The following is a 12,910-nucleotide window of genomic DNA, read 5'->3' as shown; positions in this document are numbered from 1 at the left end:
CCCTGGTTGTCCGTCACGAGACACCGGGAAGGCAAAAATGATGATGCCGTGCAGATCATAATGCCGGTGTCATCCGCTCTGTTCCGCCAGATGTATTGCGCGAGGCTTTGCCCGCTTGATTGAAACGCGCATTCAGCCTGCGAGTTTGCAGAAACGTAAGGCCGGACGAATTGTTGCGAACAATTCGCGCTTGCGGAAATTTTTCGGTTTCAGTTGGATTTCGTCGATTTTTTGTGCGCCTCATGGCGCCATTCACGACAGCCGGGCGTTGGTCTCATGCGTCACAGGGCGACCGATCTGCGCATGACGGCGCTATCAGCGCATATTCCATGGAGAGAAATCATGTCCGAGATTACCACGCTGCAGGAACTGTATGTCGATGAGCTGAAAGACTTGTGGTCGGCAAACGACCAGATGGCCAAAGCGCTGAAGAAAATCGTCAAGCATGCGACCGATGAAAAGCTTACGGATCTGCTGGAGAAATCGCAGGAGGGGATCGCGGCGCACACCGACATTCTCAAGGAACTGATCGAAAATCAGGATGCCAAGGTCAAGAAAGAGCATTGCAAGGGCATGGAAGGCCTCGTGGCCGAAGCGCTCAAGCATTCTGTCGACGAAGCGCCGGAAAAGGGTCCGGTCCGCGATGCTGCGATCATCGCACAATTTCAGCGCATGACTCATTACGGCATCACCGGGTTCGGAACAGTGGCGGCGTTTGCCAAGGCGCTCGAGCTGGATGATGACAGCACCAAACTCGAAACGGCGGTCAAGGACATGCATCGCGGCGATGACCTGATGAGTGAACTTGCACAATCAGCGGTCAATGTGGCGGCAAGCGACATCTGATCCGTGAGGCGAGCCGGCGTCCCTCCGCCGGCTCGCCCTTGGCGGGTCCAAACGTATCAAAAGCCCAGCGATAGTTGCGGCGGCTTATGTGATTTTGGCGAAGGCAGGTTCCGGGGCAAAAGGCATCGTGCCTGCCCTGTGAGGCTGTAGACCGCCATCCGCTGGCCACCGCGATTGATGTGATCGACAGCAAACCCCTTGTAGTGGCGCGTGACCAACCCGCCCGCGACCAGTTCGGAAATTGCCCGGCTCAGATTGGTCTTGCCCGAGATCCGCACCCGGTCGCGCAATTCTGCCTCGACCAGACGCTCGCCAGACTCGCCGGCTTCGTGCAGGCGGCCTTCGTTGCGTAGGCTTTCGCGCACGCGCCCGGCCAGCGCGACGCGGCGCGGATCTCGCCGGCCCATCGGGCCCAGGCCGTCGCACAGCCAGTCGCGCAAGGGCAGGGGGCCCTGGCCGGTCATCACATAGGGGCCGGCAACACCGTCGGGCCCTGCCGCTTGCGCGACAAGGCCCAGCACCATGAATGCGTAACGCGGGCGTGTGCTGATATCGGCCAGACGCTCCAGCAGCGCAGCCGTCTCGTTCGCCGCATAGCGCGGCACAACGGGGATAGAACGCAAGAAAGCAGGTTGGATCATAACAGGAGCGAACAGAGCACAAAACGGGATTCCTGTGAATCCCCCTTGATCAACAAACACGCTTTTGTCGGCTGTGACACTTTACCCAAGGGTAAAGTGTCATGCGTGATCATCTTGCCGAATCTTTCGGGCAACGAAGAAACCCGGGAAGGTCGATAGCGTTTGGTACGCTCCACCAAGTTGAAGGATTTGCGTTGCCCCATTTTCTGATTGCGGAAAGCGAGACCCCCGACGAGCGCCAGGCGCGGCGCGCGCGCGCTGGCAAAAGCTCGGGCGAGACTTACGCCGCCACGCTTGCGCAAATGCAACCGGGATGCACGGTGACGATCGTTGCGCCGTCCGATGAGGACGCGCAGATTTTCGAAGCGCCCAGGCTGGCCGAATTCGACGCCGTGTTCCTGACCGGCTCACCTTTGCACGTCTATGACGATCAGCCCGAGGTGCGCCGCCAACTTGCGTTCATGCGCAATGTCTTTCGGTCAGGCACACCGTCGTTCGGCTCGTGCGCTGGGCTTCAGGTGGCAGTTGCGGCCGCCGGTGGCACGGTGCGCAAGATGGCCAAGCAGATGGAGGCCGGCATTTCGCGCCGGATTACCGCCACGGATTTGGGCCGCAATCATCCTTTGCTGGCCGGGCGGCCGGCCAGCTGGGACGCGCCGGCAATCCATGGTGATGAAGTGGCGACATTGCCAAAGGGGACAATCCTGCTGGCCGGAAACAGCGTGACGCAAGTGCAGGCGGCCGAGATCCGGTGCGAAAACGGCGTGTTCTGGGGCGTTCAATATCACCCGGAGCTTGCGATTGGTGAAATCGCGGTCGCGCTGCGCGATCAGGCGGAAGATCTTGTCGAGGCCGGCCTTGCCGAAGATGTCGCGCAGGTTTTTGAACGGGCAGACCACTTGGCCGCTTTGCACCGCACACCGGACTCGCTGTCGCTGCGATGGCTGCTGGGCGTGGATGGCGAATTTTCCGACGAAATCCGGCGGCGGACCGAAATCCGGAATTTCCTCGATCATCTGACGTCGCTGAAGATGTTGGGAGAACGGGCCGACGGTCTGGAGGCTGCGGTCGGATGACCAAGCCACAGCTCTCACTGGAGGCAAAGCGACCGTCGTAAACCAACCAGGCAGCGTGGCGGAACATCACGGCCGACCACCGATATGCATTCAAGAATGCCGGCAAATGTTCCAAAGGAAGCACGAATGGACGATCAAGACAGAAAGTGGATGCGACGGGCGATTGAAATTGCCCGTTCGAATGGCACGGACCCTGCTGATTCCCTGCTGGGCGCGGTCATTGTCATGGATGGGCGCGAGATTGCCGGCGAAGCCAACCAGACCGACACATTACCCGACTCTACCGCGCATGCCGAAATGATGGCGATCCGCCGCGCATGCGAAACCCTGGATGAAGCCGAACTGCGCGGCGCAACGCTGTATTCGACGCTTCAGCCATGCGGAATGTGCACGATGGCGATCATCTGGTCGAAAGTGGGGCGCGTGGTTTACGGCGCTGGCAAGGCCGATGTGCATGAAATGTATTTCGAAGCCCGCCACACCGATACGCTGGATTTTATCGCCAACGCCTATCGCGACGACATCGTGATCGAAGGCGGGTGCCTGCGCGCAGAATGCGCAGACCTGTATTACGGGCCCGACGCTGAATTGCCGGAAAGCGAGCAGGCGAACAAGTGACCATTGGTCTGCCGGCTCTGGCGTGCGGCGGTTGGTTGCGGTCGCGCTGACGCTCCCAAGCAATTCGACGTTTCATTTACATAACGTTCGACCGGGGCACCGAGTTTTCCGCGTTCGCCAGGCTGGAAGCAAACCTCGGCATGACGAGCTATGTGTGTGCAAGCCGTCAGCGGCAATCCGGCCATCGACGAACGGGCTGGCAAAGGTTCGCGGCTTCTCGTTTTTAAACAGGGCTATCATGAGGTTCCGTGGGAGTTTCTTCAGCCGTGTACGCTAAGGAAAAATGAAGTTCTTGGGATCGAAGCGATTAGCGCGGATTGGGCGGTAGCGTTCGAGGGGGTGGTCAATCTCGTTCCACAGGTAGTCGCCGGTGAGCGCGATATGGCTCCAGGGCAGCGGTGCGACCTGGGCGAGAAGCGCATCGGGGATTCTGGTTCCCTGGTCATGCACGAAGCGGACGGCGCGGCTGAGATATACGGTGTTCCACAGGATGATCGCGTTGACGACGAGGTTGAGGCTGTGGATCGGCGTGCAAAAAGGACCCGGCTAGCGGGGTGATCGGCGTCCAAAAGGGGGTCTGACTCAAATTCCGTGCAGATTTGACAAGATCGGCCGTCAGAGTGCCAGTTCCTGCTGGTGGACAGACAGGAGTGCGAAGCGATGCGTGCACGGGAATGGGACGACAGCCTGTCGCTGCCAGGGTTGATCGTAGATGAGCGGGCAGTCGTAGATGGTGTTGTAAGGATGTCGGGCCGGATGGCTGCATCGGACGCAACCTGTCCGGATTGCGGCACCACGTCGGCATCTTGCCACAGCCGATACGATCGCACGCTTTCGGATTTGCCGGTCAGCGGATCCATGGTTCAGATTCGGCTGTCGGTGCGGCGCTTCAGGTGCGTCCATGGGCCTTGCTTGCGGCAAACATTCAGCGAGCCGCTGGCGCCGACCTTCGGCCGCCGGTACGGTCGGCGGATCGGCCGCTGTGATACGTTGCTACGCGCGGTCGCTGTCGCTCTCGGCGGCAGGCCGGGCGCGCGGATGATGGCGCGACTGGCGGTACCGTGGTCGCGGGACACGATGCTGCGTGCCCTACGACGGGGCGACCCGATGGCAGAACCGCTGCCGCCCGCCCGGGTGATCGGCATCGATGACTTCGCCTGGCGCCGCGGGCACAGCTACGGCAGCATCGTCGTCGATCTGGAACGCCGCCAGGTCATCGACCTGTTGCCCGACCGGCAACGCGAGACTGTGATCGCGTGGCTTCGGGAGAATCCGCAGGTCGAGATCATATGCCGGGATCGCGGGCCGGGCTATGTCGCTGCGGCCAACGAAGCGGCGCCCCAAGCCCGGCAAGTGGCGGATCGCTGGCACCTGTTCGAGAACGCGTCTGCGGCATTCCTGGCCGCGGTGCGTTCCGAAATGCCCTGCCTGCGCAGGGCGCTGGCGCCGTCGGGACCGGTCGATCCCGCGACCCTCACACGGGCCGAACGCCTACAGTGGGATGGCGCCCAAATCCGGGAGACCCTCAACCGACAGATCCTGGCTCTGGCCGGCCAAGGCGTGCCGATCAGGGCCATGGCGCGCACCACCGGCGTTTCGCGCCAGACCATCCACAAGATCCTGCGTGGTCAACGTCACGACACATTTCGTAATCGCCAAAGCTCGCTTGATCCCTGGTCGCTTGCGCTTGAGGCTGAGTGGAACGCGGGGTGCCGGGTCGGCGCGGAGCTATGGCGGCGGTTGAAGGCATCGGGCTTTGCCGGCTCGCTACGCGTGGTCAGCGAATGGACCACCCGCCGGCGCCGTGACGAAAAACTCGGCCATGCCGCTGGCGCCTCGATGAGCGCGCGTACAATCGCCCGCAACATGACGAGCGAACGGGAGACAGGCTCGGCGCAGACGGCGATGATCAACGCGGTGATCGAGACAGCTGTACCCGCGCTGGTCGCGGCCCGCGACGTCCTTGACCGTTTCCACGCTATGATGCGCTCCAAGGACGAGGGCCGCCTCGATCCGTGGATTGCCACGGCTGCCAGCAGCAAGCTCGCCGCCTTCGCCGCTGGCGTCGAAGCGGACAAAGACGCCGTGGCAGCCGCTATCTCGAGCCCATGGTCGAGCGGACAAGTCGAAGGCACCGTTAACCGCCTTAAGTCGATCAAGCGCCAGATGTACGGCCGCGCCAAGCTCGACTTGCTCAAGGCAAGGGTCATGGCACCAGCATGATCGCTATTTGCACGGAATTTGAGTCAGACCCCAAAAGGGAACCACCATTCCGATGGTTTAGAGTAAGCGATGTTCTCAGGCCACGGCGATCCACGGCATGAGTTCGCCGACGCTGTTCGCCGGATGACCGTTGGCCAGTTTTTCGAGCGTCTGCGTCAGCCATGTATTCGGATTGATGCCGGGCAGCTTGCAGTTTTCGATAAGCGTGGCGATCACCGCCCAGTTGTCGCCGCCTTCGTCAGACCCAGCGAACAACGCATTTTTGCGATTCAGGGCGAGTGGCCTGATGCTGCGCTCGACGGCATTGCAATCGAGATCGACGCGGCCGTCATCAAGGAACCGTGACAGTCCATCCCAGCGGGTCAGCGCATAGCGGATGGCTTCGCCAAGCTTGGCCTTTGCGCTGACCTGGCGGTTTTTGGCCTTCAGAAATATCCGCAGATCGTCGACAATGACGCGGCTACGCTCATGCCGGATTTGCTGGCGCTGTTCTGCAGGGGCGCCACGCACCTCGTCCTCGATCTTGTAGAGCGCTGCGATCCGCTGCAGCACTTCGACGGCGACCGGGGAATTGTCCGCCAGCTCGTAAAACTTGCGCCTGACGTGCGCCCAGCAGAACGCGAGAACGATCTGCTGTCGGCGCTTGGCCAGCGCGGTGTAGCCGCCATAGCCATCGACCTGCAGGATACCCGCAAAATTGCCGAGATGCGCTTCCGCCCGTTCCCCCTTGCGGTCGGCGGCATAGACATAAGCGACCATTGGCAGGGTATCGCCGCCCCATGGGCGATCGTCGCGCGCATAGGCCCACAGTTGCCCCGTCTTGGTCCGGCCATGCCCGGGATCGAGCACCGGCGCTGTTGTTTCGTCGGCGAACAATCGCTCGGATCGTCGCAATCGTTCCAGGATGTGGTCGCGCAAAGGGCGCAGGTACCATGCTGCTCTGCCAACCCAATCCGCCAACGTTGAGCGATCAAGCTGGATACCTTGCCGCGCGTAGATCTGGGCTTGCCGGTACAATGGCAGGTGATCGGCGTATTTTGCGACCAGGACCTGTGCGATCAGTGCTTCGGTCGGAATGCCGCCCTCGACGATCCGCGCCGGTGCCGGAGCTTGCACGACTGCACCCTCACATGCGCGGCAGCCGTAGCGAGGCCGGCGCGTGACCAGCACCCGGAAGGTGATCGGCACCACATCAAGGCGTTCGGCAACGTCCTCACCGATCTGATGGAGCGCCCCGCCGCAGCAAGGGCAAGTCTTGTCCTCGATATCGACAACCTGCTCGATCCGCTCGAGATGCGCAGGCAGCGAGCCACGGTTGACCTTGCGTGGTCGGTCAGACCTGGACTGGCCGATTGCCGCGTCGCGTGCCGCACGAGCCTGACCCAGCGCGGTCTCAACATCTTCAAGGCCAAGCTGCAACTGATCAGGGTCAAGTTGTTCGGAACGCGCACCGAACCGGTGGCGCATGAAGGCATCGACAATCGACTGCAGCCGCTCGATCTCGGCGTCCGCCTCGCCCTTGGCCGCCGTCACTTCGGCGAGCTTGCGGGACTGCTCGAGTGCGAACGCACGCAGCGCTTCAACGTCTTCGGGAAGGTCCGCTTCCATGAGCATGGACGCATTGAATCAGCAGGAGAAAGCCCCGTCAACCGGCAATTTGCGGGGCGATGGGCTTGCGTCCGCCATGCACCCGGCGCCGTCCAGCCCTTCCAGAAGCGCGCCCAATTGCGCTGCCGTCAGCCGCATCACACCATCCTGAATGCCCGGCCACTTGAAGCCGCCCTGCTCAAGTTTCTTGGCCATCAGACACAGGCCGGTGCCGTCCCACCAGACCAGCTTGATCCGGTCTGCGCGCTTGGCCCGGAACACGTAGATCACTCCGGAAAAGGGATCGCAGGTATTCGCCTCGCTCTCGACGATTTTGGGGCGGGTTATGCATCGATCGCGTATCTGAAAGAGATTACCTTTGATCGGATCAAGATCGACGGAGAGCTTGTCGACAACATCGCCCATTCCGTTGATGCTGCTCGTCTGCTCCATGGCGTGCTGCAATTATGTTCAGCAGTCGGCGCAAGGGTAACGGCTGAAAAGGTAGAAACAGAAGAGCAGGCCGCCATCCTGACAGGCTTCGGATGCGATCGACTGCAGGGTTACCTGCTGGGCCGCCCTATTACTGCTGGCGCTGGGCCCATGGGATTTCGTGCCGTAACCAAGTGTGCTTAAGTGTTGATAGGCGTCGAAGCGGAACCCCGCTTGAAGCGGGCTAAATATTTGTCAAAAAATAGATTTGAATTTGGAGGACGCCCCGATCGGCGCCGATCGGGATGTCCTGAAGAGGGGTATTCTGGCTCTCTTTCAGAGGTTTGTAGCTCCACGGGGCACCTACCCACACCTCAGGATACCCTGGTGCCGGTGAACCTTGCCCGAGAGGAGCTGCGCTACGCACACAACTATGAGAACGGGATGACCCTGCGGGTGTTGCGCGACAACGCCGTCGGCAAACTCCGCAAGGGGGATTACCGGGTCGTCAGCGTGGAAAACGGCGGCCGTGTCTGGCTCATGGGCCCAGATGGCAAAAACCGCTACATCCGGCCCGACCTGATCGATCCAAACGAGCGTCGCGATCAGCTCAAGCTCTTCGAAAAAGATCAGATACGCCTCCATGAAGGTGACCAGATCCGGTGGGGCGAACGCGACAAGGAGCGCGACATCTTCAAGTCGGAAAAGGCAAAAGTACTCGCCGTTGGTCCCGAAGGGATCACAATCGAAAATGCGCGCGGCCGGGTGGGAATTGTCCAGCCCACTGACCGGATCATGAAAAGCGTCTCGCTCAGCTACGCCGTTAACATGGCTACGCCATTAACATGCACAAAGCACAGGGCATGACCGGCGACAAAGGCATCGGGGTCTGAATCCCAATGAACGCAATCTCTCAACGTCGCGCCTGTTTCACGTCATGGTGACACGCATCAAATATGACATGGAAATCGTGACCAGCAATTCAGCCATGCTTCAAAACGTCATTGCCAAACAATCCGGCGATAAATTCTCAGCACTCAGCACGGTCGGTGAACACCAAATCCCGACGTCACGGCGGGCCCCACAGGACGCAGTTTACAACCGCAATGAAAACATCGGAAAGCTCCAGAAACCCGGTTTCTGAATGGAACGCGGGGTCAAACGCCCGGGCGGACCAGCTTTGCGTTTGCTGTCGATAGTGAGCCGGAAGGGGCTGGAAGCGATAGTATGAAGGCTGGCTTCTATCCTCAAAAATGGGAATTTCTCCGCTGGTCATTGCCACGGTGTGAATGATAAAGACGACACCATCTGTCGAACCCAGCCGTGTCTTCAAATATCAAATTGGTTAACGACCGCGCTTTGTCAGTGTGGCATAATGGCTACTGCCAATCGGTATCGATGTGTTCAGAAATTCATTTCAATAAACGTCGCGCAGATAGCGTTTTTCCTGCGCCATCTGCGCAACATAATCGTTGGCGTCGTCCTGCTTCATCCCGCCGTGGCGCGCCACGATTTCGCGCAGGGCCTTGTCGACATCGCGGCCCATGTGGTGGGCATCGCCGCAGACGTAGAATAGGGCGCCCTCTGCCAGCCAGCGCCACAGTTCCGCGCCTTGTTCGATCATGCGGTGCTGGACGTAGATCTTGTTGCCCTGATCGCGCGAGAAAGCGAGCGAGAGGCGATCGAGATGGCCTTCGTTGCGCCAGGTTTCGATTTCGTCGCGGTAATAGAAATCGCTGGCCTGGTGCTGTTCGCCAAAGAACAGCCAGTTTGCGCCGCGCGCGCCGGTCGCCTGGCGTTCTTGCAGGAAACCCCGAAATGGGGCGATGCCGGTGCCGGGGCCGACCATAATGACCGGCCGCGACAGGTCGCTGGGCGGCCGAAACCGGCTGTTGCTCTGCAAGAAGATGCCGGCGGATCGCGCTTGGGCGCGGTCAGCCAGAAATGCCGAACAGACGCCTTTGCGGCGTTGACCGAGACAATCGTAGCGTATGGTCGATACCGTCAGGTGGACTTCGTCGCGATGCGCTTTCGGGCTTGATGCGATGGAATAAAACCGGGGTTGCAGCGGGCGCAGCACCGCCGACAAGTCCTCGATTGTCAGTTTCACGCCGGTTTCGCGCAACACATCGGCGATCTGGCGACCCCACAACCAACGGTCGAATGCGGGTTTGCGGTCGGGGTCGAGCAAGGGCGCAAACGCGGCACCGGGGCAGCGCGCAACAACCAGTTCGAGAAAACTGATCGTCAGCCTGGCGATGTCCCAACGGTGCATCAGCGCTGTCGCCAACGGAAATTCGCCTACGTTCCTAACAAGTGCGACCGCATCGGCGCGCAAATCCAGCAAGCCGAGAATTTCCTCCACCAGGGCCGGGCAATTGACCGGTATGACTCCCAGCGAATCCCCCGCCTCATACACAAAGCCCGTATCGGCGAGGGTAAATCCGAATTGACGCACTTCCTTTTGCGCCCCGGCACCACTCAACAGCACGTTGCGTATCAGCGATGCATGCAACGGCGCCTTGCGGGTGTACCCTGCCGCCGGGGGCGATGGCGGAACGCTACGCACGACACTGGCAGGTCCGGGTGCCGCCAGATCGGCGATTATCGCGTCGAGCCAGACTGACCCTTGCGTTTCGTAATCGGGCTCGCAATCCACGCGCGGGACAACCCGGTTTGCGCCCAAAGCCTCCAGCCGGGCATCGAGCTTGCGTCCGAAACCACAGAACTGGGCGAAGCTGGAATCGCCCAGTGCCAGGACAGCGAAACGCCCCCCGGCCAGCGCCTGCGCATCCGCTGCCTCAAGCGCATGCCAGAACGCGGCGCCATTGTCGGGCGCATCGCCGTCGCCGAACGTGCTCGCGATCACGAGCGTGAGCCGCGCCAGCTTCAAATCGGCCGGGGTGGCCTGGTCCATTGCGATCAGCCGCGCCGGACAATTCGTGGCGCGTATCCGCTGAAGGCAGGTTTGCGCGAACATTTCGGCATTGCCGGTCTGCGATGCCCATAAAATCAAAACGTCGTCGGCAGGTTCAGCGTCTGGCAGCGCGGATGGCGACATTCTTGAGAACAGTCCCGCCAACAAACCGTTAATGTAGTGGCGGCGCAGCGCGTCAAATGGCGCATTTTCGGGCACAACGGGCACGCCGCCCAGCGCGTCGGCCGATCGCAGCGAGACGACGAACCCCGAAAGCCAGGCACCTTCCGCCTCGTTCAGGGCGGGCGGTCCCGCGCCGGTCAGGCCTAGAGCCCGGGTAAAGGCGTCGACAGCCTCGACCTGAAACGGTTCGGCAGTGGCCTGCGCGACCGGCGCCGCCACAGCCACGCGGGTCAGTTCAACGGCACAGAACTTGAATGCTGGCTGTAGCGAAACCGGATCGACCACATCCGAAGTCACCGCATTGACCGACAGGTTTTCGCCAAAGGCATCGTTCCAGTGGAACGGTGCAAAACAACTGCCAGGTAACACGCGATCGCTGATCACGGCGGGCAGGACCGCATGGCCCCGGCGCGAACGCACTTTGACCCGGTCGCCGTCGCCGATGCCCAAGGCAGCGCCATCTTCGGGATGCAATTCGACGAAGGGTCCGGGGTTCAGCCGATTGAGCGTGGGAACTTTGGCAGTCTTGGTCAGCGTATGCCACTGGTGCTGAAGGCGTCCGGTGTTGAGCACCAGCGGGTACTGTGCATCGGGCAATTCGGCCCGTTTCATGTGCGGACGTGGCAGGAACATCGCCTTGCCGCTGTCGGTCGGAAACGCGATCCGCGGCGCGATCCTGTCGTCGCCCATGCGCTGCGTTTGGCTTATGCCATCGTTGCCGTAACGGATCGGGTTGCGGCCGCTCGGCGCATCGGGCGGGCAGGGCCACTGTGCGGACGCACCGCGCAGCCGGTCGTGGCTGATGCCGCGAATGTCATACCCGGTCTGCGGGTTCCAGAACCGTGCCAGTTCATCGAACACTTCCGCAGCCGATTCATATGTAAATGCATCCGCATAGCCCATCGCGCAAGCCACGCGTGCGATGATCTGCCAATCGCCCATGGCTTCGCCGGGTGGTGCAACGGCTTGTTCCATCAGGGTCATGGTGCGTTCGGAATTGACCGAGACCCCGGCGCTTTCCGCCCACATCGCGCCGGGCAGGATCAGGTCGGCATAGCGATTGGTTTCGGTGTCGAGAAAGACATCCTGTGTGATCACCAGTTCGGCCGCCTCCAGCGCGGCAATCACTGTCTGGCGATTGGCGACGCTGGCAACCGGGTTTGTGCAGATGATCCAGCAGGCTTTGACTTTGCCGGCGACCATGTCTTCAAACAGGGCGATCGTGCCGGTGCCCGCATCTGCCCGGATTGTGCCGGGGGTTATGCCCCACAGCGCCTCGACATGGGCACGATCGGCGGCATTCAGCGTGCTGCGCTGGCCCGGCAGGCCGGATCCCATATAGCCCATTTCGCGACCGCCCATCGCATTGGGTTGCCCGGTCAGTGAAAACGGCCCGCTGCCCGGGCGGCAGATCGCGCCGGTCGCCAGGTGCAGGTTGCACACTGCATTGGTGTTCCAGGTGCCGTGCGTGCTCTGGTTCAGCCCCATCGTCCAGCAGGTCATCCAGTCCGCCGCCGCGCCGATCCATTCTGCCGCCCGGCGCAGTTCGGCCTCGGACACGCCGGTGATATCCGCGACTGCGGCGGGCGGATAGTCGGCCAGGAAATCCGGCATCGCCTCCCACCCTTGCGTATATTGCGCGATGAACGCGTCATCGACTTTGCCGGCCTGCACCAGCAAATGCAGCAACCCGTTGAGCAGAGCGAGGTCTGTTCCGGGTTTTATCTGCAGGAACAGGTCGGCCTTTTCTGCAGTCGCGGTACGGCGCGGATCGACGACGATCAGTTTGGCGCCCGCTTTGACCCGGTCCATCATCCGCAGGAACAGGATCGGGTGGCAATCGGCCATGTTGGCGCCGATCACGAAAAACAGGTCGGCGCGGTCGAAATCCTGGTACGATCCGGGCGGCCCGTCGGCCCCCAGCGACAGCTTGTAGCCACTGGCCGCACTGGCCATGCACAACCGCGAATTGCTTTCGATATTGTTGGTGCCGATGAAACCCTTGCACAACTTGTTGGCGAGGTATTGCGCCTCGATCGACATCTGTCCCGATACGTAAAGCGCGACCGCGTCGGGGCCGTCGCGATCGATGATCGTGCGTAACCCTTGCGCGGCGCGCACGATCGCGTCGTCCATCGGGATCGCCCCATGGTCGCGGCTGTCGGGAAGGCGCGCATAGGCTCGTGTTGCGCGGCCCTGGGCGCTGACCGGCACATGGCAAGACGCGCCCTTGGTGCATAGCCGCCCGAAATTCGCCGGATGATCCTTGTCGCCCGACACTTTGAGAATGCGGTCGCCGCGTACCTCCATCACGATGCCGCAACCGACACCGCAATAGGGGCACGCGCTTTTGACCAAGGTCGTATCGGAGCCGGTAACGGTCATGA

At 61.4% G+C, this 12,910-nt stretch carries 11 protein-coding genes and 1 pseudogene; 7 read left to right on the top strand and 5 right to left on the bottom strand.

The genetic code is table 11. The features are described 5' to 3' along the window. Positions 1 to 213: 213 nt before the first annotated feature. Positions 214 to 846, top strand: coding sequence for a ferritin-like domain-containing protein (locus tag ACOOE2_RS00395; RefSeq protein WP_420381045.1), 633 nt, complete (start codon positions 214 to 216; stop codon positions 844 to 846). A 56-nt stretch (positions 847 to 902) separates the two neighbouring features. Here ACOOE2_RS00395 and ACOOE2_RS00390 read toward each other — a convergent pair whose 3' ends face one another. Next, entirely contained in the window at positions 903 to 1,487 is a 585-nt protein-coding gene (locus ACOOE2_RS00390) for a hypothetical protein (RefSeq protein WP_420381044.1), read from the bottom strand. Positions 1,488 to 1,681: 194 nt separating this feature from the next. On the opposite strand from ACOOE2_RS00390, the gene ACOOE2_RS00385 reads away from it, so the two are divergent. After that, positions 1,682 to 2,563 carry a type 1 glutamine amidotransferase gene (locus ACOOE2_RS00385; RefSeq protein WP_420381043.1) on the top strand — a complete coding sequence of 294 codons (882 nt, stop codon included), beginning with the start codon at positions 1,682 to 1,684 and terminating at the stop codon, positions 2,561 to 2,563. A gap of 126 nt (positions 2,564 to 2,689) precedes the next feature. After that, a complete protein-coding gene (locus ACOOE2_RS00380) occupies positions 2,690 to 3,181 on the top strand; it encodes a nucleoside deaminase (RefSeq protein WP_420381042.1) in 492 nt (163 codons plus the stop codon). Between the two features lie 273 nt (positions 3,182 to 3,454). On the opposite strand, the pseudogene ACOOE2_RS00375 reads toward ACOOE2_RS00380, so the two are convergent. After that, positions 3,455 to 3,697: pseudogene (locus tag ACOOE2_RS00375) on the bottom strand (Tn3 family transposase); the annotation flags it as partial. Between the two features lie 144 nt (positions 3,698 to 3,841). Between ACOOE2_RS00375 and ACOOE2_RS00370 the strand changes: the two are divergent. Further along, complete coding sequence (locus tag ACOOE2_RS00370; RefSeq protein WP_420381041.1) at positions 3,842 to 5,404, top strand: ISL3 family transposase; 1,563 nt, start codon at positions 3,842 to 3,844, stop codon at positions 5,402 to 5,404. Positions 5,405 to 5,479: 75 nt separating this feature from the next. Here ACOOE2_RS00370 and tnpC read toward each other — a convergent pair whose 3' ends face one another. Further along, entirely contained in the window at positions 5,480 to 7,018 is a 1,539-nt protein-coding gene (gene tnpC / locus ACOOE2_RS00365; RefSeq protein ID WP_420381040.1) for an IS66 family transposase, read from the bottom strand. 12 nt (positions 7,019 to 7,030) lie between these two features. Continuing rightward, positions 7,031 to 7,444 carry an IS66 family insertion sequence element accessory protein TnpB gene (gene tnpB, locus ACOOE2_RS00360; RefSeq protein WP_420381039.1) on the bottom strand — a complete coding sequence of 138 codons (414 nt, stop codon included), beginning with the start codon at positions 7,442 to 7,444 and terminating at the stop codon, positions 7,031 to 7,033. On the opposite strand from tnpB, the gene ACOOE2_RS00355 reads away from it, so the two are divergent. From ACOOE2_RS00355 to ACOOE2_RS00345, 3 genes are all read left to right on the top strand, one after another. After that, the gene (locus ACOOE2_RS00355) at positions 7,346 to 7,627 is read left to right on the top strand and encodes an EAL domain-containing protein (protein ID WP_420381076.1); all 282 of its coding nucleotides are present in this window, start codon (positions 7,346 to 7,348) and stop codon (positions 7,625 to 7,627) included. The two genes, tnpB and ACOOE2_RS00355, sit on opposite strands and share 99 nt — an antisense overlap. 183 nt (positions 7,628 to 7,810) lie before the next feature. Further along, positions 7,811 to 8,290, top strand: a complete 480-nt coding sequence (locus tag ACOOE2_RS00350) for a hypothetical protein (RefSeq protein WP_420381038.1) — start codon at positions 7,811 to 7,813, stop codon at positions 8,288 to 8,290. Between the two features lie 94 nt (positions 8,291 to 8,384). Further along, the gene (locus ACOOE2_RS00345) at positions 8,385 to 8,567 is read left to right on the top strand and encodes a hypothetical protein (RefSeq protein ID WP_420381037.1); all 183 of its coding nucleotides are present in this window, start codon (positions 8,385 to 8,387) and stop codon (positions 8,565 to 8,567) included. Positions 8,568 to 8,840: 273 nt separating this feature from the next. On the opposite strand, the gene ACOOE2_RS00340 is transcribed toward ACOOE2_RS00345, so the two are convergent. Beyond that, entirely contained in the window at positions 8,841 to 12,908 is a 4,068-nt protein-coding gene (locus tag ACOOE2_RS00340; RefSeq protein ID WP_420381036.1) for a molybdopterin-dependent oxidoreductase, read from the bottom strand. Positions 12,909 to 12,910 lie beyond the last annotated feature (2 nt).

Source organism: Novosphingobium sp. (assembly GCF_965214355.1).
Classification (GTDB): domain Bacteria; phylum Pseudomonadota; class Alphaproteobacteria; order Sphingomonadales; family Sphingomonadaceae; genus Novosphingobium.
This window is presented reverse-complemented; position numbering and strand designations above follow the sequence as displayed.